Source organism: Pelomonas candidula (genome assembly GCF_043555985.1).
GTDB lineage: Bacteria > Pseudomonadota > Gammaproteobacteria > Burkholderiales > Burkholderiaceae_C > Pelomonas > Pelomonas candidula.
In genome coordinates, this window is record NZ_JBIGIC010000003.1 from 514,328 (window position 1) to 535,369 (window position 21,042).

A 21,042-nucleotide genomic window follows, 5' to 3' on the forward strand; every position below is an offset into this window, starting at 1 on the left:
GAACTCAAAGCAGCCCTCGACATGACCACCACTTCCCTCTCCCTGTCGAGCGGCACGCTGCGCATCAGGCTCGCCATCATCCTCACCTACATGCTGTTCGGCGCGCTGCTGAACAGCGTCGGTGCGGTCAACCTGCTGGTCGTGCAGACGCTCGGCGTGCCCCGCGCCGAGGCCGCGCTGCTGGACGCGTGGAAGGACCTGCCCATCGCGGTCACGTCCTTCCTCGTCGCCTCGCTGCTGCCGCGCCTCGGCCTGAAGCGGTCCATGCTGCTGGCGCTGGCCGCCGTCGGCACGGCCTGCCTGGCCATGCCGGTGCTGTCGGCCTTCTGGGCCATCAAGCTGCTGTTCTGCACGCTGGGCGCGGGCTTCGCGCTGGTCAAGGTGTCGGCCTATTCCATGATCGGCCTGGTCACGCAGGACAAGGCCGGCCACGCGCGATTCACCAACCTGCTCGAAGGCCTGTTCATGGTCGGCGTGCTCGGCGGCTTCCTGCTGTTCAGCCAGGCGGCGCATGCCCAGGCGACGGGCTGGCTGCAGGTCTACCCGCTGCTCGCCGCCATCGCGGCCGGCGCCTTCGCGCTGCTGCTGTTCAGCCCGCTGGACGAAGGGCCCATCCGGTCGCCGGGCACGTCGCTGCGCGAGGACCTCGTCGCGATGGCGCCGCTGCTGAAGCTGGCGCTGGTCGTCGTCTTCCTGCTGTCGGCCTTCCTCTATGTGCTCATCGAGCAGGGCCTCTCGACCTGGCTGCCCAGCTTCAACAAGGAAGTGCTGCACCTGCCCACGGCCATGAGCGTGGGCCTCGCGGTCATCATGCCGGCGACGACCGCGCTCGGGCGGCTGACCAGCGCGGCGGTCATCGGCCGGCTGGGCTGGTTCGCCGTTGTCATCGCCTGCCTGGCCGGCATCGCGGCGCTGATCCTGGTCGCGCTGCCGATGGCCAGCCATGCCCACGCGCTGGGCGACGACATCGGCTGGCTCAACGCACCGCCCACCGCCTACCTGCTGCCACTGACCGGCCTGCTGCTGGCGCCCATCTACCCGGCCATCAACTCGGCCATGCTGAGCGCGCTGCCGCAGCGCCAGCACGCAGCGATGACCGGCCTCATCGTCGTCTTCTCGGCGCTCGGCGGCACGCTGGGCAGCTTCATCACGGGCCGCCTCTTCGTCGCGTTCGACGGCGCCACCGCCTTCGCCATGCTGCTCGTGCCCGTCACGGCGCTCGCCCTCTCCCTCGCCCGGCTGCGCCGGCAACTTGCGTCATGACCTCCTCGTTCCCGCGCCGCGACGCCCTCGCGCCCGCCGCGCCCAGCCGCGCCGCCGCACCCGCCTCGCAAGGCGTGGCCGCCACGCCCCATGAGCTCTACGGCGAGCTCTTCGTCGCCGTCCAGATGGCCCGCGTTCTCGGCGACGGCAAGAGCTTCGTCGACGCCCGCCCCAAGTCGCCGCCCGCGCTGATCCGCGCGCGCTTCGACGTGGAACGCCACGGTGCCGGCTTCTCGCTGGCGGACTTCGTGCGCACCCACTTCGTGCCGCCCGGCCATGCGAGCGCACCCATGCCGCAGGTGGACATCCGAGCGCACATCCGCCAGCTGTGGCCGCTGCTCGCCCGCGAGCAGCGCGCGGCCGTCGACGGCGAGAGCCTGCTGTCGCTGCCCCACCCCTACGTCGTGCCGGGCGGGCGCTTCCGCGAGCTGTACTACTGGGACAGCTACTTCACGATGCTGGGCCTCGTGGCCGATGGCCAGCGCGGCCTGGCCGAGGGCATGCTGGCCAACTTCGACCACCTGATCGCGGCCTACGGCTTCATCCCCAACAGCAGCCGCAGCTACATGCTGAGCCGCTCGCAGCCGCCGTTCTTCTTCAAGATGGTGGAGTTGCTGCAGGCCGCCGACCCGGCCGCCGGCTTTGCGGCCCACCTCGACGCGCTGAAGGCCGAGCACGCCTTCTGGATGGACGGCGAGGACGGTGTCGCGCCGGGTCACGCCCACCGCCGCGTGGTGCGCACGGCAGACGGCGCGCTGCTGAACCGCTACTGGGACGACCGCTGCACACCGCGCGAGGAAAGCTGGCGCGAGGACGTCGAGACCGCCGAGGCCAGCGGCCGGCCGCACGAGCAGGTCTGGCGCGACCTGCGGGCCGGCGCCGAGAGCGGCTGGGACTTCTCCGGCCGCTGGTGCGCCGACCCCACCGACATCGCCACCATCGAGACCACGGCGCTCGCGCCGGTGGACTTGAACGCGCTGCTCGCCGGGCTGGAGACCGCCATCGCGCTGGGCGCCGCCCGCACCGGCGACGCGGCGGCCGCGCAGGCCTACGAGGCGCGCGCGGCCACGCGACGCATGCTGCTGCAGACCCGCTTCTGGCAAACGGGCAATGGCGAGGGCTATTTCGCCGACCTGAACTGGCGCGATGCCGCCGACCCGCGACCGCTGACCGCCGCCGGCCTCGTTCCGCTGTACCTGGGCCTGGCCACGGCGGCCCAGGCCGACGCCATGGCCGAGCAGGTGCGCCGCCACCTGCTCGGCGCCAATGGCCTGCTGACAACGGCGCTCACCACCGGCCAGCAATGGGACGCCCCCAACGGCTGGGCGCCGCTGCAATGGATGGCCGCGCAGGGGCTGGCCTCGCAGGGCCATGCCGACCTGGCCCGCGACATCGCCGAGCGCTGGTGCGCCAGCGTGCACCGCGTCTTCCTGGCCACGGGGCGGCTGCTGGAAAAGTACGACGTCGCCCAGGACCGCCCGGGCGGCGGCGGCGAGTACGAGACGCAGGACGGCTTCGGCTGGACGAACGGCGTCTATGTGGCCTTCAAGGACGGGCTGCTGCGGCCAGCCACGCCCTGAGCGCCGGCTGGCTCGTCCCTGGAATCAGGGATGCCGCGCCCACGCCGTCACGCCGCGGCGCCAGCCGCGCTGCCGACAATCCCGCCATGAAGACCCTGCTGATCTACGACGACCTCGTGGCCCTCAACCGCGAGCAGCACCGGCAGCTGAAGCTGGCGCCGCCGGCCAAGCCGTTCGCGTTCGCGCGCGAGACCAACTCGGTGCCGCTGGCGTCCAGCGAGCTGTCGGCGGCGGCGCTGGACTTTCCCTGCGTCTTCGTCGAAGGCCCCGACGGCCACAGCGTCGTCGCGCTGGTGGGCCTGCGCGACCGCGAGAACCTGTTCGTGCAGCCTGACGGCAGCTGGGCGCGCGGCGCCTACCTGCCGGCGTTCTTCCGGCGCTACCCCTTCGTGCTGGCCGAGGCGGCGGGGGACGCCAACTTCACGGTCTGCCTGGACCGGGCCTGCCCGGGGCTCAACACCACGCACGGCGAGGCGCTGTTCGACGCCGAGGGCCAGGAAACGCCTTGGCTGGCAGAGATCGAGCGCTTCCTGCTCAGCTTCCGCCAGGAGATGGTGACCAGCCGTGACTTCGCCAACCAGTTGGCCGCGCTGGAGCTGCTGCAGGACGGCGTCATCGAGTACACGCTGGACGGCCAGACAACGGCGCTGCGCGGTTTCAAGACCATCAACGAAGAGCGGCTGCGCACGCTGGGCCCGGCCACGCGGCACGACCTGGCCATCAAGGGCTGGCTGGGCTGGGCCTACGCCCACCTGCTGTCCCTCCAGCAGGTGCAGCGCCTGGCCGCGCGGCTGGACGACCGGCGCGCGCTGGACACCGCCGAGCGCAACGCCGCCGCGTCAACGCACTGACAGGGCCGCCAGGCGCAGCTGGGCCTGCACCCGGGCCAGCAGCACTAGCGGGCGCAGCGGCAAGTTGAGGCAGTCGCGGGCGCCCAGCGCCAGGGCCTGTTCCTCGTCCGCCTCGCCGCCGCCGGCGACGAACAGCACGGGGATGGCACGCGTGGCGGCATCGTCCTGCAGCCGGCTCAGCAGGCCAAGGCCGGTCTGGTCGGCCACCGTCTCGCCCAGCAGGATGAGGCGCGGCGACCGCTCGCCGCGGGCCAGCCGCAGCAGCGCGGCGCCGGACTCGACCCGCCGCACCCGATAGTGCGCCTCGCGCAACAGGTCGGCTGCGCTGTCGGGCACGGCGCCGGCCAGCAGCACCAGCGGTGCCGCAGAGTTGTCGGGCAGGGGCAGGGAAGACATGCCGCCATCTTGGGCGAGCCCGTCACGGCTGGCGAGGGGGTCGCGAGGGGTTTCCGGCAAACCCGACAGCACCATACAAGAATCCCCTACACGCGACGGATGGCGCTGTTACACCTGATCCCGGACAGTGCACCCGCGGCCCAAAACAATCAGGAGGTGTGCCATGCGCGACAACGGCCCCGTGACCCAGCAGGAGTACGAGCTCAGCATCGACGCCCCGCTCGTATCGACCACCGACCTGCAAAGTCGCATCACCTACTGCAACCCGGCTTTCGTCGCCGCCAGCGGCTTCGAGCGCGATGAGTTGCTGGGCCAGCCGCACAACCTCATCCGCCACCCCGACATGCCTGCCGAGGCCTTCCGCGACATGTGGGCCACGCTGAAGGCCGGCGAGCCGTGGACGGCGCTGGTCAAGAACCGCCGCAAGGACGGCGGCTTCTACTGGGTGCGCGCCAACGTCACGCCGGTGCGCGATGCGACAGGCATCAGCGGCTACATGTCGGTGCGCACCAAGCCCGGCCGCGACGAGATCGCCGCTGCCGAGGCGCTGTACGCGCGAATGCGCGAGGAGTACCGCGCCGCCGGCGGCGGCAAGAACCCCAGCCTGCCCACACAGCTGCACAAGGGCGCGCTGCAGCGCCGCGGTCTGGCCGGCGTGGCGACCTGGTTCGCCCGCCGCGCCTCGCTGTGGGTGGAGGCTGGTGCGCTGCTGGCCGCCGGCGCGGCGGCGGGCGGCGTGGCGATGGCGGCCCAGGCCACGCTGGGTCTGAACCCCGTCGTGGCCGTGACGGTGGCCGCGCTCGTCACCACCGTGCCGCTTTTGGGCTGGCTGCGCAGCCGCCACAACGCCGGCCTCGTCGAGGCGGCGCTGGCCGCGGAGCGTCTGGCCTCCGGCGACCTGACGCAGGCGCTGTCCACGCGCCGCAGCGACGCGCAGGGCCGGCTGATGCGCGCGCTGGCGCAGCTGAACGTGAACCTGCAGGCCGTGGTGGGCGATGTGCGCCGCGAGGTGGACGGCGTCAACATCGCCTGCAGCGAGATCGCCGCCGGTGGCCGCGACCTGGGCGAGCGCACCGAGCAGCAGGCCGGCAACCTGCAGCAGGCCGCCGCTGCGCTGGAGGAGGTGGCGGCCACCGTGAAACACACGGCCGACGGCGCCTTCCAGGCCCGCGACCTGGCGCGCGACACCGCAGCCGCCGCACGCGCCACCGGCAGCACCAGCCTGGAAGCCAGCCACCGCATGGACGCCGTGCGCGAGGCGACCACGCGCATCAACGAGATCGTCGCCGTCATCGACAGCATCTCGTTCCAGACCAACATCCTGGCGCTGAACGCCGCGGTCGAGGCCGCCCGCGCCGGCGACGCGGGCCGCGGCTTCGCCGTCGTCGCGTCCGAGGTGCGCACGCTGGCCGGCCGCACGCGCGAGGCGGCGCAGGAGATCAAGCAGCTGGCCGAGGACTCCCGCAGCCGCGTCGAGGAGGGCGCACGCATCGTCGCCGACACCGGCCGCTCAGCCAAGCAAGCCGAGACCGCGGTGGACCAGATGAACGAGCTCATCGGCCGCATCAGCGTGGCCGTGCAGCAGCAGAGCGGCGGCATCGGCGAGGTCAACGGCAGCGTGGCCAGCATCGACGGCATCACGCAACAGAACTCGGCGCTGGTCGAACAGCTGTCGGCATCGGCCCTCTCGCTGGCGCAGCGCGCCGACCTGGTGACGCAGTCGGTGCGCGTGTTCCGGCTCGGCGGCGGCGCCCGCACCGCATGACCCCGGCCTCCCGGCTGACCTGGCGTTTCGCGCTGCTGCCCGCACTGGCGGCGGTGGCGCTGACGGCCATCATGCTGGGAGGCGGCCGGCGCCTGCTGCACGAGGAAATCACGCAGCGCGCGCTGGCCCGCAACCAGCAGCACGCCGACCTGCTGGCCCAGCAGCTGCAGCTGTCGCTGCGCGACGCCGTCGGCCAGGTGCGGCTGCTGGCCCGCTCGCCGCTGCTGCGACCCGGCGCATCGCTGCCACGCGTGCGCGCCGAGCTGGACGACCTCGTCGAGCGCTCGCCACGCTTCGTCTGGGTGGGCCTGGTCGCACCGGACGGGCGCGTGCTGGCCGGCAGCCACGGCTGGCTGGAGGGCCAGTCCATTGCGCAGCGGCCGGTGTTCCGCGATGGCCGCGACGGCATGCTGGGCGACGTGCACGAGGCCGTCGCGCTGACCCCGCTGCTGCCCCTGGCGCCGGGCAGCAGCCCCGAGCTGATCGACATCGGCGAGCCGGTGATCGACGACAACGGCAACGTGGTCGGTGTCGTCACCGCTCACCTGGGCCTGTCCTGGGTGCGCGAGCAGCTGGCGCTGAGCCTGGGCGCCGCCGAGACAGCCACAGCCGAAGGGCTGCAAGGCCTGGTGCTGACGACGCTGGGCGGGCGCAGCGTCGTGTCCGGTGCGGCCGTGCCGGCCGGCCTGCCGTCGGGCCTGGGCCCGCCTCGGACTTGGCGCGACGCCGACGGCCGACCCTGGCTGCTGGCGCAGTCCACGCTACGCGGCAGCGCCGGCGAGACACCACTGCTGCCCTGGCGCGCTGTCGTGCTGCAGAGCGAGGACAGCGCGCTGGCACCACTGCGTGGGCTGACGCTGTCCATGCTGGCCATCGGCATCGGTGCCGCGCTGCTGCTGGGCGGCGCCGGCTTCTGGGCCTCGCGGCGCCTGCTGACGCCATGGGACCCGCTGTTCGACGCCGTGCTGACCAGCCCGGCCGCCGACGGCGCCCAGGTGGCCGAGCGCGTGCAGGCCCTCGTCGCCCGCCGCGACCGGCCCACGCCCGCCGAGAGGCTGATGGGCTGGCTGGCACGCGACGCCGGGAACCTGCGTCGCGCACTGGACCACCTGCCCGTGGCCATCGCGCTGGCCGACCGCCAGTACCGCCTCGAATACCTGAACCCCGCCTTCACACGGCTGCTGGGCTGGACCGGCGAGACCACGCTCGGCCACCCCGTCGTCGAACCGTTGCTGGACACCGCCGGGCGCGAGGCCTGGGCGCGGCTGTTGCTGCAGCTGCAGGATGAGCCGGGCGAGTTCGTCGCGCGGCTGGACGCACTGACACCCGGCGGCGCGCGCGTGGCCGTGCAGATCCACCTGGTGCCCATGTACGACGCGCCAGGGCGCCCCGTCGGCGCGCTGGCCGTGCTGCACGACCTGCGCGGCGGCCGCAGCGACCGCCCGCACGGTGGCACGCCGGCACCGGCCGAGTCCACGCGCGACGAACTCGCCCGCCTCAGCCGCCACCTGCTCGACCAGGAGCGCCTGACCAGCCGCAAACTGGCCCACACGCTGCACGACGAGCTGGGCCAGACCATAGCCGCGCTGCGCCTGCACTGGGAGGCCTATCGCGGCGGCACCGGGCCGCGCGAGGATCTTGACGCGCGCATCGCCAGTCTCGTCGTGCTGGCCAACCGCCAGGTGCGCGGCGTGCTGGCCGAGCTGAGCCCACCGCTGCTGGGCGAGCTGGGCCTGGCCGCCGCACTGGACAACGAGGTGCGCCAGCACCGCAGCGGCCATGGCGACGACGGCATCGAGGCCCTCACCGAACTGCAGGTCAGCGACGCCGCCCAGCTGCAGCGCTGGCCAGCCGACGTCGAGTACGCCGCCTTCATGATCGCCCGCGAGGCCTTGTTGAACGCGTTGCGCCATGCCGGTGCGCGCGTCATCCGCCTCGGCCTGGACGGCGACGACGAATGGCTGGAGCTGACCATCGATGACGACGGCCGCGGCTTCTTGCCAGGCGATAGCCAAGTCGGCCTGGTCGGCATGCGCGAACGCGCGCTGGCCGTCGATGCCGAACTTCACATTGACGCCCAGCCGGGCCGTGGCACCATGGTTGCACTGACCTGGACGCCTGCTGGAGATGAGCCGCATTTATCTCATTGACGACCACGCCATCATGCGCGACGGCCTGCGCGTCGTGCTGGAGGCCGCCGGCCATGAAGTCGTTGGCGAGGCGGCCGGCCCCACGCCGGCGCTGGCCGACCTGGGTCGGCTGATGCCCGACGTCACGCTGCTGGACCTGCGCCTGGGCCAGCGCTCGGGCTTCGAGCTGCTGGACGAACTGCGCCGCCGCGACCTGAAGCTGCGCGTCATCGTGCTGACCATGTCCGACCAGCCCCGCCACGTCGCCGAGGCGCTGCGCCTGGGTGCCTGCGGCTACCTGCTCAAGGGTTCGGCCAGCTCCGAGGTGCTGCAGGCCGTGAAAACGGTGGCCGAAGGCGGCCGCTTCCTGAGCCCGCAGGCGGCCGAGTTCGCCGCCACGGCGCTGACCGAGGGCGACACGCGGCCGGGCGGCGAGACGCTGTCCCCCCGGGAGCGGCAGATCCTGCTGATGGTGGCCCAGGGCGCCACGAGCGGCGCCATCGGCGAGGCGCTGCACCTGAGCCCGAAGTCCGTGGACACCTACCGCAGCCGGCTGATGAAGAAGCTCGGCCTGAACGACATTGCCGCGCTGGTGAAGTGGGCGATCAGGGAGGGGCTGATCAGCCTGGATGAGGCGTGAGGGCTGATAGAGCCGACGGTCAGTTTCTGACCAATCGCTCGTAGGAAGGCATGTTGCTGGCGTTCTTCGTCGCCTCCCGGTAGGCGATCTCTAGCTTGTAGGCCACCTTGGTGTGCTTCAGAAGATCCATCTCAAGTGCGCCACCGTCGCTGGCGTCAGGGCTCGCTTCCAGCTCCGCAGCGAGAGTCGTGATCTGCCCCAAGCTGAGGGAGAGCTGTTGCCAGACGTGCGCGACGCAACTCACGCGACGCAGCTGTCATTCGCAACTCACCCTGTCGATTCGTCGCAAGCCATTCGCCCGCCCGCCGCTGCCACTGCACAGTGCGGCCCATCGCAGCAGCAACCGACCGGAGCCACTTCCATGAACGCAGCCTCTTTCCCCCTCTGGCCCTTCGCCATCCTCGCCGTCCTGCTGGCCCTGGGCTACCGCCAGTCGCGCAGCCGCATCGTGCAGCCCGCCACGCTGGTCAGGCTGGCAGCCGCGATGCTGGCGCTGTCGTTGTACGGCGTCATCGCGACGTTCGGGGCCGGTGTCGTGCCGATGCTGGCCTGGGCGGCAGGCTTCGCGGCGACGGCCCGGTTCGGTGCCCCGCTGCTCGCGCCGCGCGGCCTGGCGCGCGAGGGCGGCGCCGTGCGCATGCCCGGCAGCTGGGTGCCCATGAGCCTGATGATGGGCATCTTCGTGGCCAAGTTCGGCCTGGGCTTCGCCACCGGCGTGCACGCCGAGGTGCTGCACGAGGCCTGGTTCATCGCCGCGGCCTGCGCCGTGCTGGGCCTGCTCAGCGGCGCGTTCTCGGCCCGCGCCAAGGCCGTGCATCGCTTCGACAGCACCGTCGGCGCCGTCAGAGCGGCCGCCTGAGTCAGACAGCCTCAGAGACCGAGTCGTCGTCCTCGGTCTCTCGCACCGCCGGCCGCGCCAGCGGCCAGAGCGCCCGCAGCCGGGCGAGCGCGGCCTCCTCCTGTAACCCTTCAGCCAGCAAGCCCGCCAAGCGGGAGACGAACTCCCCCCGCGACATGCCCCGGTGCTCCATGGCGACATGCCCACGCGACGGGACGGCAATGTCGACGACCTCGATGCGCGCGCTGGCCCAGCGCTTCGTGACCGACAGGGCGAACGCGGGCGCGCTGCCCGCCGTGGCAGCCCGGGGCGAAGCGGTCCCTCGTCCAGCATGCAGCGGCGCGAACGCCGGCCCCACAGACAGGCTCCAGACCGCGCTGTGCTCGCGCTTGCGGAGGTGCGGCAGCAGCGCGCCGGTCAGGTGCTGCATGCCCAGGCGATGAGCCTCCAGCCTGCTGGGCGTCTCGTCGTCGCCCAACAGCGCCTGCATGCCGGGCAGGTACTTCACCGGGAAGGCGATAGCGATATCGACGAGCATGTTCAGCCCCGGGCAGACCGCGGCCACCTGCTCGGAGAAGGCGGCGACGCTCCACGGATCGGCCAGATCGATGTCGACGACGCGCAGGCCCTGCTGGAGCGAGGCGCCGGCCGGCAGGCCGAAAACGATGACCTCGTTGCCCAGCCGGCACAGCAGCTCGGCCAGCCCGCGCCCGATGCCGCCAGCACCGCCGGCGACCAGAATCGTGTTGCCCTGCATCCTCATGACGACCTCCTTCGCGAAGGCCCGCATTGAATCGGCTGGCCGGCAATCCGGGCAGCCAAATCCAGTCATGTGATTGCACGATCCACCCAGCCTGCGAAGCGCGCTGGCCGGCGCACCCGCCCGCTCCCGTGGCGATAGCCCAAAACCGCCAAGCTCTTGCACGATTCCGTCATTTCACGGGCCTGCCGCTTGAGCGAACGCGGCGCACCGGGTAGGGTCGCGCGATGGCATCACTCGACGAATTGCAGACCCTGATCAAGCGCCACGCCATCGTCGGCAGCAGCCGCAAGGAAGGCATGTTCGCGGTGGCGGCCGAGGCGCCCACCGAGATGCAGCACCACGTGATGGAGCCCACCTTCGTCGTCGTCGCGCAGGGCGCCAAACGCGCCATGCTGGGCGACGAGGTGTTCGAGTACCGCGGCGGCCAGTTCCTCGTCGTCGGTGTGGACCTGCCCATCGCCGGCGGTGTCATCGAGGCCAGCCCCGAACTGCCCTACCTCGCCGCCGGCATGACGCTGAAGACGGCCACCATCTCGTCGCTGCTGCTGGAGATGAACCCGGCGGACATGGCGGCGCCGGAACCCTCGGGCTTCGCCGTCAGCGACGCGCCGGAGGAGCTGCTCGACACCGTCGTGCGCATGCTGCGGCTGAAGGATTCGCCGCGCGACGCCGCCGTGCTGGGCCCGCTGGTGGAGCGCGAGCTGGTGTGGCGGCTGCTGCACGGCTCGCAGGGCGCGATGGTGCGGCAGATCGGCCTCGCAGACAGTCGGCTGTCGCAGATCGGCCGGGCCATCCGCTTCATCCGCGCCCACCATGCCGAGCCCATCTCCATCCCGATGCTGGCCGATATGGTGGCGATGAGCGAGTCGTCCTTCCACCGCCACTTCCGCGGCGCGACGACGATGAGCCCGCTGCAGTTCCAGAAGCTGATCCGGCTGCAGGAGGCGCGGGCACGCATCCTGTCCGACGCGGGCGACGTGGCCGCCATCGGCTACAGCGTCGGCTACGACAGCCCGTCGCAGTTCAGCCGCGAGTACAGCCGGCTGTTCGGCGCGCCGCCGGGGCGGGACAAGGCGAGGTTGGGGTTGCGGGCGACGGGGACGTGAGGCGGTGCGCGACTCGCGCCGGCGCTGTGACTGACTGGTAGCGCGGCCTCAAGCTGACAGCGGTCTTCCTTCTCTGTCGCAAGACGAGCAGCCTCCACCGCTCGACCATGACCGTAAGTGCCTGCTGGGTAGACTGCTTTCATGCTCCCAAGGCGAATCGAGAACTTCCTAAATGCCGGTGACGCCATAGTTGCAGAGACTTCAACGAGCGGCGCGGAATGGACTACCTTCGTTCAAATTCGTGGCTTGCCAAAGCCTGGAGTTCCTCGCGAGGCAAGACGCTATCTGAACTCGACTTGGTCGATGTGGGAGTACTGGGATTTTGAGTTTCGCCGCATCGTGCTGCGAACCGGTTGGCGAGACAACGAGGCGGACTATGACCTCTACACCGTTGACGATGCGCGCGTGGTCACCGTCGACGAGACAACGTTCAACACCGCACTGTCCAACTGGATAGCCGACGTCACTCAGCTACGGCACAACACGGAGTCGCCTTGCCCTTTGTAGCCGAGTCGCACCATTGGGCGCGTCCCCTGCGCAGCCCGGCCCGACGTGTACCCCAGTCCGCAACCGACATCGTCAACGGCAGCTCCACGGCGCGGCCGTTGACGAGCACGCCTTACTTCGAGAACCAACCAGCAACCCGCTGACGCAGCCGCTCGAAGAACCCGGCGCGCTCCACGTCGGCGAGTGCAACGATCGGAGCCTCGCCAACCTGCTTGCCGTTGGCCGTTGCGATGATCTTGCCGATCTGGGTGCCCTTGGCGATCGGGGCCGTCAGTTCGGGATTCAACGAGATCGAGGTCTGCACGGCGGCGGCCTGGCCCTTGGGCACCAGCAGCGTCCACGCCTGGGCCAGGCCCGCGGCCACTGTGGGTGCCACGCCGTAGGTCAGCTTGGCGTTCGTCAGCGCCGCGCCGGCCTGCGCGGGTGTGGCCTGCTCGAAGTTGCTGTAGCCCCAGTTGAACAGCACGCGGGTCTGGTCCGCCCGGGCCTGCATGCTGTCCGCGTTCATGATGACCGAGATCAGCCGCATGCCGTTGCGCTTGGCCGAGGCGGTCAGGCAGTAGCCAGCTTCCTCGGTGTGCCCGGTCTTGAGGCCGTCGACCGTGGGGTCGGTGTACAGCAGCGCGTTGCGGTTGCCCTGCTTGATGCCGTTGTAGGTGAACTCGCGCTCGGCGTAGATGGGGTAGTACTCGGCGCTGTTGCGGATGATGGCGGCCGCCAGCACGGCGAGGTCGCGGGCCGAGGCCTTGTTGTTGGGGTCGGGCAGCCCGGCCGCATTCGCGAACTGGGTCTTGCTCATGCCCAGCTTCTTGGCCTCGGCGTTCATCATCGCCACGAAGCCGGCTTCCGAGCCGCCCATGTGCTCGGCCAGGGCCTTGGAAGCGTCGTTGCCGCTGTCGACGACGACGCCGCGCAGCATGTCCATCACGGACGCCTGCGCGTTGAGGGGCACGAACATGCAGCTGTCGCCCTGCTTGCCGCCGCGGCACCAGGCGCTCAGGCTCATGGTCACCTGGTCGGTGGGCTTGAGCTTGCCGGCCTTGAGCGCCTGCTCCACCAGGTAGCTGGTCATCATCTTGGTCAGCGACGCGGGCGGCAGCGGCTCGTCAGCGTTGGACGAGGCCAGGATCTGCCCGGTGTCGAAGTCCATCAGCACCCAGGCCTTGTTGGCGAGCACCGGCACCGTGCGCCCGTTGGCGTCGGTGGTCACCTCGGGTTCGGCGGGCGCAGCGGCGGCCTTGTGCTTTTTGGCCGCGGCGTGCGGCTTGGCATGCGGCGCGGCGATGGCGGTCGCGGGCACCGCGACGAGGAGCGCGCCGGCCAGGGCGAAAGGAAGCAGCGGTGAGGGAGAGAAGCGGGAAATCATGGAGAGGTACTTGTTCAGGAAGGCAGTCGCCCGCCAGCATGTTAGAGCCGACGCTCAAAGAGGGCGTGAGCCCCTGCAACCGGTTGTTGGCATGCCGCTGACCGGTCACCGGTCGCGGCCCGTCGGCGTATCGCACCATTCGACGTCATGGCGCAGGAAGATGCGGGTGCAGGCCGCGGGCAGGGCCGGTGGCGGCGGCAGCGGGTCGCCAGCCGTCCACAGCCCCAGCCGCGCCAGCAGCGCCGGCATCTCGGCGTCGATGACCGGCAGCGGGTTGCCGTCGCCATAACCCGTGTGTCCCCGGTAGCCCAACGCCAGTTGGTAGGTGCCCTCCGCGCCGCGCCGGAACAGCTCCACCCGGTAGACGAACGGCGCCGTGGGCGTCGGCACGGCCACGACGACGGCGCCGCGCAGCGGCCCCTGCTCGATGAAGCGCGTCTCCTGGTTGTTGTTGCTGCCGGTCAGGTTGGAGAAGACCACGCGGAAGCGGTCCTGCGCCGCGTCGTGCTCGAACAGCACGGTCGAGATGCCGCAGCTGCCGTTGCCGCCATGCGCCGAGCAGGCCTTGATGCTGAGCAGCGGCCGGCCGGCGTGGTCATGCACGATGCGGCTGTCGAACAGCTCGTAGAGCAGTGGCCCCGCTGGCAGCGGCAAGCCCCGCTGGCGGTACGGCGCGAGAAACGGCGCATCGCCGCAGTCCGGCCGGTCGTCGTGGACGAAGCAGACCCGCACGGCGCCTTCGCGGTCACCGACGCCGCTGACGTCCAGGCCCTCCTCGTCCGGCTGCTTGGCGATGACCAGGGTCCACCGCGACGCGGTGTGGAACGGGGCCGTCAGGTCGAGGTGGGCCGCGATGCGGGCATGCATGCCGGCCGTGGCGGCGAGGTGGTCGAGCACGGCGCGGTCGATGTCCGCGTCGGACGCCAGCGCCGGGCCGGCAAGGCCGGCGGCCAGCCAGGCCAGCGCGGCGCGAAAGACAGTGGCGGTGGGCCTGACGGCAGCGTTCATGGGGAGTTTCGACGAGGCGGAAAGTCCGGGGCGTCCGGCGCGGCAGCCATGGTGACCGCAAAACCCGCCGCGACGACCGGAATCTCCGCTCACACGGCGGAAGCTTTCTTCACGCGCCGCCCAGCCGCTGCATCAGGCCCGACGGCTCGGCCGCCACCGCCCGGTCGTCCTGCACGTCCTTCAGCTCGACACCGCTCAGCTGGCGCGTTCGCGCCTCGCGCAGCAGCACATGCAGCTTGGCCGCGGCGGCGGCAGGTGCCAGCCCTTCGGGGCGGACGTTGGAGATGCAGTTGCGCTGCGCATCGAGCAGCCCCGGGTGCGGTGCCCAGCTGAAGTAGACGCCGAGGCTGTCCGGCGCGCTCAGGCCCGGCCGTTCGCCGATCAGCACGACGACGCAGCGGGCGTTCAGCAACGCGCCGATCTCGTCGCCGAGGGCCACGCGGGCCTGCGTCGCAACCACCGGTGGTGCCCAGCTCCAGCCGCCCTCAAGCAACAGCCGCTCGCGCAGCGCGGCGAACAGCGGCAAGGCCTGGCGTTGCAGCGCCAGCGCAGAGAGGCCGTCGGCGAGCACGAAGGCCAGGTCGACCACCGGTGACCGCAGCGCCGCCAGCCGCACGGCGCTGGCGTCGTCGATGCGGCGGCCAAGGTCGGGGCGCTGCAGGTAGGTGGGGCGGTCAGGCGCGCGGCTGTGGACGTGCACCGGTGCCTCGCCCAGAGCGCGCAGGCCGGCCAGCAACGCGTCCACGTCCAGCGGCGCGTGCACCGCGTCGCGCGCCTCGGCGTGGGCCTGCTGGAAGGCCAGGTGAGCGGCCGTCGGCACGCTGGCGCCGGCACGGCCCAGGCCGATGCGGGCGGCCGTGTAGCGGCGCAAGCTGGCCCAGGGCTGGTCGATGACAGGCGGCTTCACGAGGCCTCCAGCAGCGCGGCGAACCGCGCCGGCGGGCCGCCGTCTGCCAGCCGTGGCGCGTCGGCCGCGAACACGCCCATGCGCTGCAGCCAGGCCTCGAACTCGGGCGCCGGCCGCACGCCCAGCAGCCGGCGCATCGCCAGCGCGTCGTGGAAGCTGGTGCTCTGGTAGCCCAGCATGATGTCGTCAGAGCCGGGCACACCCATGATGTAGTTGCAGCCGGCCGCGCACAGCAGCGTCAGCAGGCTGTCGAGGTCGTCGACATCGGCCTCGGCATGGTTGGTGAAGCAGACGTCCACGCCCATCGGCAGGCCCAGCAGCTTGGCCGCGCAGTGGTCTTCCAGGCCCGCGCGCTGGATCTGCTTGCCGTCGAACAAATACTCCGGCCCGATGAAGCCGACGACGCTGTTGACCAGCAGCGGCTCGAAGCGCCGCGCGACGGCGTAGGCCCGGCATTCCAGCGTCTGCTGGTCGCAACCATGGTGGGCGCCGCTGGACAGTGCGCTGCCCTGGCCGGTCTCGAAGTACATGACCTGCCGCCCGCCGCGCTTCAGCGACAGCGCCGCCTGCTGCGCCTCCTCCAGCAGCGCCAGCGTGATGCCGAAACCGGTGTTGGCCGCCTCGGTGCCGGCGACGGACTGGAAGACCAGGTCCACCGGCGCACCACGGTGGACGGCCTCGAGGGTGGTCGTCACATGCGTCAACACGCAGCTCTGCGTCGGGATCTCGTGGCGCGTGATGACGGCGTCCAGCATCTGCAGCAGCCGCATGACCTGCGGCAGGTTGTCCGTCGCGGGATTGATGCCGATGACGGCATCGCCCGCGCCCATCAGCAGGCCGTCGAGCAGGCTGGCGGCAATGCCCGCCTCGTCGTCGGTCGGGTGGTTGGGCTGCAGCCGCGTGGCCAGCCGCCCGCGCTGGCCGACGGTGCTGCGAAACCGCGTGACGACCTCGCAGCGGCGTGCGATCAGCATCAGGTCCTGCAGGCGGCAGAGCTTGGTGACGGCCGCGGCCATCTCGGGCGTGAGGCCGGCAGCGATGTCGGCCGGCCGGACCGCGTCGGCCAGCAGCGCGTCGCGCAGGACGCCCACGGTCAGGTGCGAGATCGGCGCGAAGGCCGCGGTGTCATGCGTGTCGGCGATGAGCCGCGTGACCTCGTCGCGCTCGTAGGGCACGACCGCCTCGTTCAGGAACGCCTTCAACGGCAGGTCGGCCAGTGCCAGCTGCGCCGCGACGCGCTCGCGCGCGTTCGCGGCGGCCACGCCGGCCAGCTCATCCCCCGAGCGGCGCGGGCTGGCCTTGGCGAGCAGCGTGCGCAGGTCGGCGAACTGGTAGCGCTCGCCACCGAGGGTGTGGGTGAAGGCCATGCCGCGAGTGTGCGCAAAAGCGGCGGCAACTGCATGACAAGGCCGTGACGCACCGCGGACGTGCGGATTACCGGACTTCGGTCCATGGGATTGCCCGGTGCGGGTCGCGCTGCCGACCATCGCGCCTCCTCGCACTTCCACGGGTTCTCCCAGTTCGCATTGCATGACGGTTTTCCGAATGCCCGCCCTCACGAGGGGCCGGCTGGCCTGGACCTTGGGCCTGGCCATGTCCTCCGCCCAGGCGGCGCCCGCCACGCCCACCACCCGACTCGAGGCCCAACGCCTGGCCACCGACCGCACCGCCGTGCAGCAGCTCATCGGTGCCGTCAGCCTGGACGTGATGACCGAGGCCTCGGTCGACGCCTGTGCGGACATGGGCGCGCCGTCCGCTGACGCCGCCCACGCCGCGTGGATCGCCTGGCGTGAGCGCCACCAGATCGCGCCGCTGCGCGCCGTGCTTGCCGCCAGCAAGCGCCGCCAGGGCAGCGAAGCACCGGCGTGGAAACAGATCACCGAGCCCATGCGCCGCCGCGTGCTGGGCGAGGCCGACCCCGAGCCCGTCTGCGCGGGCCTCGCGCGCGACCTGCAGACGCCCGGAATGGACGTGACGGCGCTCTACCCGCAAGCCGGCGCGGTGGCCCGCGCGCTGGTGGCGCTGGAGATGGTGTCCAAACCCGACCTGCCGCCGCTGGTGCCCGGCCAGCCGCGCGGCCAGTTCGTGGCGCCCAGCCAGGTGTCGGCGCTGGCCAAGGCCTCGCGGCGCGAGGGTGAGGTGGTGTACGTGAAGGGCTGGGTGCAACGCTGGGGCAGCGAGCGCGACAAGTTCGAACTCGTGCACCGTGCCGAGGCCGGCCGGCGGCGGCGCGGGTCCATCCTGCTCGACTTCGATGCCGAGCCCTGGGCGGGGCGCGAGATCGTGCTGCGCGGCAAGACCTCGTCGCTCGGCGGCTCGACCCTGTCGCTCAACGACGCTGCGCTCGTGGCCGACGCATCCGCCCTCACGCCGTCGCCGCTGCCGCAGGCACCGCTGGAGCGCGAGGAGGTGCTGCTGCAACGCGTGACCACCGCGCCCGGCAAGGGACTGGCCGATAAGGACCTGGCCGCCATCGTCATCTACGGCTGGAGCAACTTCAACAACGGCACGACGTGGGAGGAGGACGTGCGCTTCCTGCTGCGCGACGGCAGCGTCTACCGCCGCACCGAGATGCCACCGGACCAGCTCAACGTCGCCGCCTCGCGCCAGCTGGAGCCGCAGCAATGGGGCCGCTGGCGCGCCGCCGGCAACGGCTACGAGATGCAGCCGCAGGACGACGACGGCCGCCCCGGCGCCTGGCAGGCCGAGAAGCACTACGCCGTCAGGCCCTGGCCCGCCGACACGAAGCTGGAAGGCAGCTTCAGCCGCGGCAGCTTCCACGGCAGCCTGGTGCTGGGCGGCATGTCGTTCAGGAACGGCATGCGCTTCATACGCGACGGCCGCTTCGAGCGCAGCAGCAGCAGCCTGGGCACCTCCGGCTCGATGGCCGCCACGCTCAACGGCACCATGATCAGCGGCTCGTCGCAGGCCGATGGCAGCGGCAGCAGCAGCACCGGCGGCGGCGTGGTGGGCGGGCCGCTCGGCACGGCGGGCGCGGTCAGCTCGCGCAAGGTCGACGACGGCGCCAGCCGCCGCGGGCGCTACCGCTTGAGCGGCTATGTGCTGACGCTGGACTTCGACGACGGCCACCAGGAGCGCCTGCTCAGCTTTCCCGTGCACGGCGATGCCGACACGGTCTACGTCGGCAGCGGCAGCCTCAGCCGCGACAAGTGATGTTTCGTTTCCCAGGAGTGTTCATGCCCCGATTCGCCTTGCGCGCCGCCGTCGCCGCGCTCGTCCTCGCCGCCGGCGCCGCCTCGGCCCAGGTCGCGCCGTCCCTGAGCCTGGCCGAGCAGATGCGCGGCATGCTCGGCACGCCGCCTGCCGGTGCGGCCACCGCCGGCGCCCCCGCGCCCATCCCGGCCTTCGGCGCCACGCCGGCCCCGCCGCTGACGGCAGGCGGCGCCCCGGTCATCGCCAGCGGCCCGGCCCAGGTGCACCAGTCCGCCGCTGAACTCGCGCAGCGCTTTCCGGCCGCCCATCGCACCGCGATGACCAAGGCCTTCGAGGAGTCCTTCGCCTTCTGGCAGAAGCTGGAGACGCAGCTGGGCCTCACGCCCAACGACGTCGGCGCGGCCACGGCCGCCTTCATCGCCGGCAACTACGCGGCCTTCATGCAGCAGCAGGTGCCGGACGCCGACTTCAAGGCGCTGGTCACGCAGATGCAGGGCCTGCTGGGCCGCAACGCCGCGTTCGCGCAGGGCAGCCCGGCGCTCAGGCGCCAGATGTACGAGCAGCTGGCGATGGTGGGCACCTTCATGGCCGTCTATCGCGAGCAACTCAAGCAGAAGCCCAGCCCCGGCGAGGAGGTGAACTTCCGCAACGCCGCCAAGGCCAACCTGGAAGCCGGCCTGGGCCTGGCCATCGAGCGCATCCAGATCGGGCCGCAGGGGCTGGTGGCGCGCTGAGCGGGCGCCCTACAGCGGTCCTACACCCAGGTCTGCGCCACGGCATCGCGCACCGCCGCCACGGCGGGCGCGGCCAGCGCCGCCGGGCTGCTGATCCAGCAGAACCACGTCGACGCCGACCAGCCCGGCCACACGCGCGCCTGACCGGCGGCCTCCAGCAGCGCGGCCTGGTCGCGCCGCATCATGCCGGCGCCCATGCCGGCGGCCACCATGCTGCGCACCGCCACCTCGGTGTCGGCCTGCAGGCCCACCGCCAACACCTGGCCGGCCTGGGCGAACAGGCGCTCCTGGTGGGCGCGCAGCCCGCAGTCCGGCGGCGTGGTCACCCAGGGCAGCGCCGCCAGGCTGGCGAGGTCGGCGGGCAGGCCGCCGTTCAGCAGCAGCCGCTGCGGCACGACCGGCACGATCTCGGCCGCCTGCAGGCGCTTCAGCTCCAGGCCTTCGATGGTCTCGTGCTCGTGCAGCACGCAGGCGCAGTCCAGCTCGCCGCGGCGCACGGCGGCAATCGCCCGCAGCGACACCAGCTGCTGCAGCTGCAACTGCACGCCCGGGTGGTGCTCGGCGAGGTGGACGAACACCTCGCCCAGCCGCAGTGCCACCGCATCGCTGACGGTGGCCATGCGCACCTGGCCCTGCACCTCGCCGCGGATCTGCGCGGCGGCAGCCTTCATGCCCTCGGCAGCAGTCAGCGTGCGGCGCGCCTCGGCCAGCAGCCGCTCGCCGGCGGGCGTGAGCGTCATGCCACGTGCGCTGCGCTCGAAGAGCTTCACGCCGAACTCGTCCTCCAGCGCCTTGAGCTGGGCGCTGACCGCGGGCGGGCTCGTGAACACACGCTCGGCGGCGCGCGTCAGGTTGCCCTCGGTGGCCACGGCGACAAAGGTCTTGAGCTGGTAGATCTCCATGGCCGGCATTCTGCGCACGGGCCGGAACAAGGGGGTGTGGATTTTCAGAACGGGGCGGTCGGCCGAAACGAATGGACCCCTGCGGGCGCAGCGCCGAGAGTGATGGCATCCGTTTCCGCCTGGAGTCCTCCATGACTGCCAACACCCGCACCGGCGCCATCACCGCCCTGCTGTTCGCCACCACCGCCTGGGGCAGCCTGTTCCTGATCGGCAAACCCGTCGTCGCCCAGCTCGACCCCGCCTGGTTCACGCTCCTGCGCTACGTGCTCGCCACGGCCCTGCTGGCCGTGCTCGTGCAGCTGATGGGCGACCAACCCTGGGCCAAGCTGCGCCGCCACGCGCTGCGCCACAGCCTCGTCGGCCTGGGCGGCTACGGGCTGTTCAGCATCCTCGTCTTCCACGGCCTGAGGCTGTCGCAGCCGTCGCACGGCTCCGTCATCATGGCCACCATGCCCTTCACGACGCTGGCCCTGCGCTGGGCGCTGGACGGGCAGCGCCCGCCGCTGCGGGCCGTCGCAGGCGCGGCACTCGCGCTCACGGGTGTCGCCACCGTGGCCAACCTCATCGGCCAGGCCGGCGAGGTCAACGCCCGCATGCTGCTGGGCGACGCCATCACGCTGGCCGGCACGCTGGGCTGGGTGCTCTACACCCGCGCCGCCGCGAAGCTGCCCGACCACAGCCCGCTGGAGTACACCGCGCTGACGGCCGTCGCCGCGCTGCCATGGCTGGCGCTGGGCACCGTCGTGGCGACGCTGGCCGGCGTCATCGACGCGCCTTCGCCCGACCTGCTGGCGGGCCTGAGCCCGAAGCTGGTCTACATCGCACTCGTGCCCACGGTCGCCGCGGCACTGGCCTTCAACGCCGGCGTGCGCAAGCTCGGTGCGCCGATGGGCACGCTGTTCCTGAACATGGTGCCGGTGTCGGTCATCGCCGTGCACGCGCTGATGGGCCACGCGCCGCAGGTCAACGAGATCGCCGGCGCGGCGCTGGTCGGCCTGGGCCTCGCGTTGACGGTATGGACGCCGAAGCCCGCGCCGGTTCGCGCCGCGGTGCAGCCCAGCACGGCGCCGCTGGGCGCCGCGCCCTGCGCACGCTGAGCCATCACCGGCCTGT

20 protein-coding genes are annotated in these 21,042 nt (G+C 71.7%); 12 read left to right on the plus strand and 8 right to left on the minus strand.

Annotated features, from left to right (window positions below):
* Positions 1-21: 21 nt before the first annotated feature.
* The 3 genes from ACG04R_RS08595 to ACG04R_RS08605 all read left to right on the plus strand — a co-directional run bounded on the left by ACG04R_RS08595 (position 22) and on the right by ACG04R_RS08605 (position 3,694).
* Positions 22-1,263 carry an MFS transporter gene (locus ACG04R_RS08595; protein ID WP_394408152.1) on the plus strand — a complete coding sequence of 414 codons (1,242 nt, stop codon included), beginning with the start codon at positions 22-24 and terminating at the stop codon, positions 1,261-1,263.
* Entirely contained in the window at positions 1,260-2,843 is a 1,584-nt protein-coding gene (gene treF, locus ACG04R_RS08600; RefSeq protein ID WP_394408155.1) for an alpha,alpha-trehalase TreF, read from the plus strand. Before ACG04R_RS08595 ends, treF begins: the two co-directional genes overlap by 4 nt.
* Positions 2,844-2,929: 86 nt before the next feature.
* Positions 2,930-3,694: a SapC family protein gene (locus ACG04R_RS08605; protein ID WP_394408158.1), complete on the plus strand. Its 765-nt coding sequence runs from the start codon at positions 2,930-2,932 to the stop codon at positions 3,692-3,694.
* On the opposite strand, the gene ACG04R_RS08610 is transcribed toward ACG04R_RS08605, so the two are convergent.
* A complete protein-coding gene (locus ACG04R_RS08610) occupies positions 3,683-4,090 on the minus strand; it encodes a response regulator (protein WP_394408161.1) in 408 nt (135 codons plus the stop codon). The two genes, ACG04R_RS08605 and ACG04R_RS08610, sit on opposite strands and share 12 nt — an antisense overlap.
* A 163-nt stretch (positions 4,091-4,253) precedes the next feature.
* On the opposite strand from ACG04R_RS08610, the gene ACG04R_RS08615 reads away from it, so the two are divergent.
* The 3 genes from ACG04R_RS08615 to ACG04R_RS08625 are packed head-to-tail and all read left to right on the plus strand — an operon-like array spanning position 4,254 to position 8,624.
* On the plus strand, positions 4,254-5,855 hold the full coding sequence (locus ACG04R_RS08615; protein WP_394408164.1) for a methyl-accepting chemotaxis protein: 1,602 nt from the start codon (positions 4,254-4,256) through the stop codon (positions 5,853-5,855).
* Positions 5,852-8,005, plus strand: coding sequence for a PAS domain-containing protein (locus ACG04R_RS08620; RefSeq protein WP_394408167.1), 2,154 nt, complete (start codon positions 5,852-5,854; stop codon positions 8,003-8,005). The genes ACG04R_RS08615 and ACG04R_RS08620 overlap by 4 nt, the downstream gene beginning before the upstream one ends.
* Positions 7,983-8,624: a response regulator gene (locus ACG04R_RS08625; RefSeq protein ID WP_394408170.1), complete on the plus strand. Its 642-nt coding sequence runs from the start codon at positions 7,983-7,985 to the stop codon at positions 8,622-8,624. The genes ACG04R_RS08620 and ACG04R_RS08625 overlap by 23 nt, the downstream gene beginning before the upstream one ends.
* Positions 8,625-8,643: 19 nt before the next feature.
* On the opposite strand, the gene ACG04R_RS08630 is transcribed toward ACG04R_RS08625, so the two are convergent.
* The gene (locus ACG04R_RS08630) at positions 8,644-8,826 is read right to left on the minus strand and encodes a hypothetical protein (protein WP_394408173.1); all 183 of its coding nucleotides are present in this window, start codon (positions 8,824-8,826) and stop codon (positions 8,644-8,646) included.
* A 159-nt stretch (positions 8,827-8,985) separates the two neighbouring features.
* Here ACG04R_RS08630 and ACG04R_RS08635 point away from each other — a divergent pair, with 159 nt between their 5' ends.
* The gene (locus ACG04R_RS08635) at positions 8,986-9,483 is read left to right on the plus strand and encodes a hypothetical protein (RefSeq protein ID WP_394408176.1); all 498 of its coding nucleotides are present in this window, start codon (positions 8,986-8,988) and stop codon (positions 9,481-9,483) included.
* A gap of 1 nt (position 9,484) precedes the next feature.
* Here the strand turns inward: ACG04R_RS08635 and ACG04R_RS08640 are convergent, their stop codons facing one another.
* Complete coding sequence (locus tag ACG04R_RS08640) at positions 9,485-10,225, minus strand: SDR family NAD(P)-dependent oxidoreductase (RefSeq protein WP_394408179.1); 741 nt, start codon at positions 10,223-10,225, stop codon at positions 9,485-9,487.
* A gap of 224 nt (positions 10,226-10,449) precedes the next feature.
* Here ACG04R_RS08640 and ACG04R_RS08645 point away from each other — a divergent pair, with 224 nt between their 5' ends.
* Both ACG04R_RS08645 and ACG04R_RS08650 read left to right on the plus strand, forming a co-directional pair.
* Entirely contained in the window at positions 10,450-11,331 is an 882-nt protein-coding gene (locus ACG04R_RS08645) for an AraC family transcriptional regulator (RefSeq protein ID WP_394408182.1), read from the plus strand.
* Between the two features lie 141 nt (positions 11,332-11,472).
* On the plus strand, positions 11,473-11,838 hold the full coding sequence (locus ACG04R_RS08650) for a hypothetical protein (protein WP_394408185.1): 366 nt from the start codon (positions 11,473-11,475) through the stop codon (positions 11,836-11,838).
* Positions 11,839-11,950: 112 nt separating this feature from the next.
* Here ACG04R_RS08650 and ACG04R_RS08655 read toward each other — a convergent pair whose 3' ends face one another.
* From ACG04R_RS08655 to ACG04R_RS08670, 4 genes are all read right to left on the minus strand, one after another.
* Positions 11,951-13,204 carry a D-alanyl-D-alanine carboxypeptidase family protein gene (locus tag ACG04R_RS08655; RefSeq protein ID WP_394408187.1) on the minus strand — a complete coding sequence of 418 codons (1,254 nt, stop codon included), beginning with the start codon at positions 13,202-13,204 and terminating at the stop codon, positions 11,951-11,953.
* Between the two features lie 105 nt (positions 13,205-13,309).
* Positions 13,310-14,212: a hypothetical protein gene (locus tag ACG04R_RS08660; protein ID WP_394408190.1), complete on the minus strand. Its 903-nt coding sequence runs from the start codon at positions 14,210-14,212 to the stop codon at positions 13,310-13,312.
* Between the two features lie 109 nt (positions 14,213-14,321).
* On the minus strand, positions 14,322-15,119 hold the full coding sequence (eutC, locus tag ACG04R_RS08665) for an ethanolamine ammonia-lyase subunit EutC (protein ID WP_394408192.1): 798 nt from the start codon (positions 15,117-15,119) through the stop codon (positions 14,322-14,324).
* Complete coding sequence (locus ACG04R_RS08670; RefSeq protein ID WP_394408195.1) at positions 15,116-16,486, minus strand: ethanolamine ammonia-lyase subunit EutB; 1,371 nt, start codon at positions 16,484-16,486, stop codon at positions 15,116-15,118. The genes eutC and ACG04R_RS08670 overlap by 4 nt, the downstream gene beginning before the upstream one ends.
* A 178-nt stretch (positions 16,487-16,664) precedes the next feature.
* On the opposite strand from ACG04R_RS08670, the gene ACG04R_RS08675 reads away from it, so the two are divergent.
* Complete coding sequence (locus ACG04R_RS08675; RefSeq protein ID WP_394408198.1) at positions 16,665-18,293, plus strand: hypothetical protein; 1,629 nt, start codon at positions 16,665-16,667, stop codon at positions 18,291-18,293.
* Positions 18,294-18,316: 23 nt separating this feature from the next.
* On the plus strand, positions 18,317-19,027 hold the full coding sequence (locus ACG04R_RS08680; protein ID WP_394408201.1) for a DUF6683 family protein: 711 nt from the start codon (positions 18,317-18,319) through the stop codon (positions 19,025-19,027).
* 20 nt (positions 19,028-19,047) lie between these two features.
* Here ACG04R_RS08680 and ACG04R_RS08685 read toward each other — a convergent pair whose 3' ends face one another.
* Entirely contained in the window at positions 19,048-19,929 is an 882-nt protein-coding gene (locus ACG04R_RS08685) for a LysR family transcriptional regulator (protein ID WP_394408205.1), read from the minus strand.
* Between the two features lie 131 nt (positions 19,930-20,060).
* Between ACG04R_RS08685 and ACG04R_RS08690 the strand changes: the two genes are divergently transcribed.
* Positions 20,061-21,026 carry a DMT family transporter gene (locus ACG04R_RS08690; RefSeq protein WP_394408208.1) on the plus strand — a complete coding sequence of 322 codons (966 nt, stop codon included), beginning with the start codon at positions 20,061-20,063 and terminating at the stop codon, positions 21,024-21,026.
* Positions 21,027-21,042: the final 16 nt, after the last annotated feature.

What these genes read in the sequence shown, in the direction of transcription:
- ACG04R_RS08595 (WP_394408152.1), top strand. Translation starts at nt 22, where the DNA reads ATGACCACCACTTCCCTCTCCCTGTCGAGCGGCACGCTGCGCATCAGG.
- treF (WP_394408155.1), top strand. Translation starts at nt 1,260, where the DNA reads ATGACCTCCTCGTTCCCGCGCCGCGACGCCCTCGCGCCCGCCGCGCCC.
- ACG04R_RS08605 (WP_394408158.1), top strand. Translation starts at nt 2,930, where the DNA reads ATGAAGACCCTGCTGATCTACGACGACCTCGTGGCCCTCAACCGCGAG.
- ACG04R_RS08610 (WP_394408161.1), bottom strand. Translation starts at nt 4,090, where the DNA reads ATGTCTTCCCTGCCCCTGCCCGACAACTCTGCGGCACCGCTGGTGCTG.
- ACG04R_RS08615 (WP_394408164.1), top strand. Translation starts at nt 4,254, where the DNA reads ATGCGCGACAACGGCCCCGTGACCCAGCAGGAGTACGAGCTCAGCATC.
- ACG04R_RS08620 (WP_394408167.1), top strand. Translation starts at nt 5,852, where the DNA reads ATGACCCCGGCCTCCCGGCTGACCTGGCGTTTCGCGCTGCTGCCCGCA.
- ACG04R_RS08625 (WP_394408170.1), top strand. Translation starts at nt 7,983, where the DNA reads ATGAGCCGCATTTATCTCATTGACGACCACGCCATCATGCGCGACGGC.
- ACG04R_RS08635 (WP_394408176.1), top strand. Translation starts at nt 8,986, where the DNA reads ATGAACGCAGCCTCTTTCCCCCTCTGGCCCTTCGCCATCCTCGCCGTC.
- ACG04R_RS08640 (WP_394408179.1), bottom strand. Translation starts at nt 10,225, where the DNA reads ATGAGGATGCAGGGCAACACGATTCTGGTCGCCGGCGGTGCTGGCGGC.
- ACG04R_RS08645 (WP_394408182.1), top strand. Translation starts at nt 10,450, where the DNA reads ATGGCATCACTCGACGAATTGCAGACCCTGATCAAGCGCCACGCCATC.
- ACG04R_RS08650 (WP_394408185.1), top strand. Translation starts at nt 11,473, where the DNA reads ATGCTCCCAAGGCGAATCGAGAACTTCCTAAATGCCGGTGACGCCATA.
- ACG04R_RS08655 (WP_394408187.1), bottom strand. Translation starts at nt 13,204, where the DNA reads ATGATTTCCCGCTTCTCTCCCTCACCGCTGCTTCCTTTCGCCCTGGCC.
- ACG04R_RS08660 (WP_394408190.1), bottom strand. Translation starts at nt 14,212, where the DNA reads ATGAACGCTGCCGTCAGGCCCACCGCCACTGTCTTTCGCGCCGCGCTG.
- ACG04R_RS08670 (WP_394408195.1), bottom strand. Translation starts at nt 16,486, where the DNA reads ATGGCCTTCACCCACACCCTCGGTGGCGAGCGCTACCAGTTCGCCGAC.
- ACG04R_RS08675 (WP_394408198.1), top strand. Translation starts at nt 16,665, where the DNA reads ATGCCCGCCCTCACGAGGGGCCGGCTGGCCTGGACCTTGGGCCTGGCC.
- ACG04R_RS08680 (WP_394408201.1), top strand. Translation starts at nt 18,317, where the DNA reads ATGCCCCGATTCGCCTTGCGCGCCGCCGTCGCCGCGCTCGTCCTCGCC.
- ACG04R_RS08685 (WP_394408205.1), bottom strand. Translation starts at nt 19,929, where the DNA reads ATGGAGATCTACCAGCTCAAGACCTTTGTCGCCGTGGCCACCGAGGGC.
- ACG04R_RS08690 (WP_394408208.1), top strand. Translation starts at nt 20,061, where the DNA reads ATGACTGCCAACACCCGCACCGGCGCCATCACCGCCCTGCTGTTCGCC.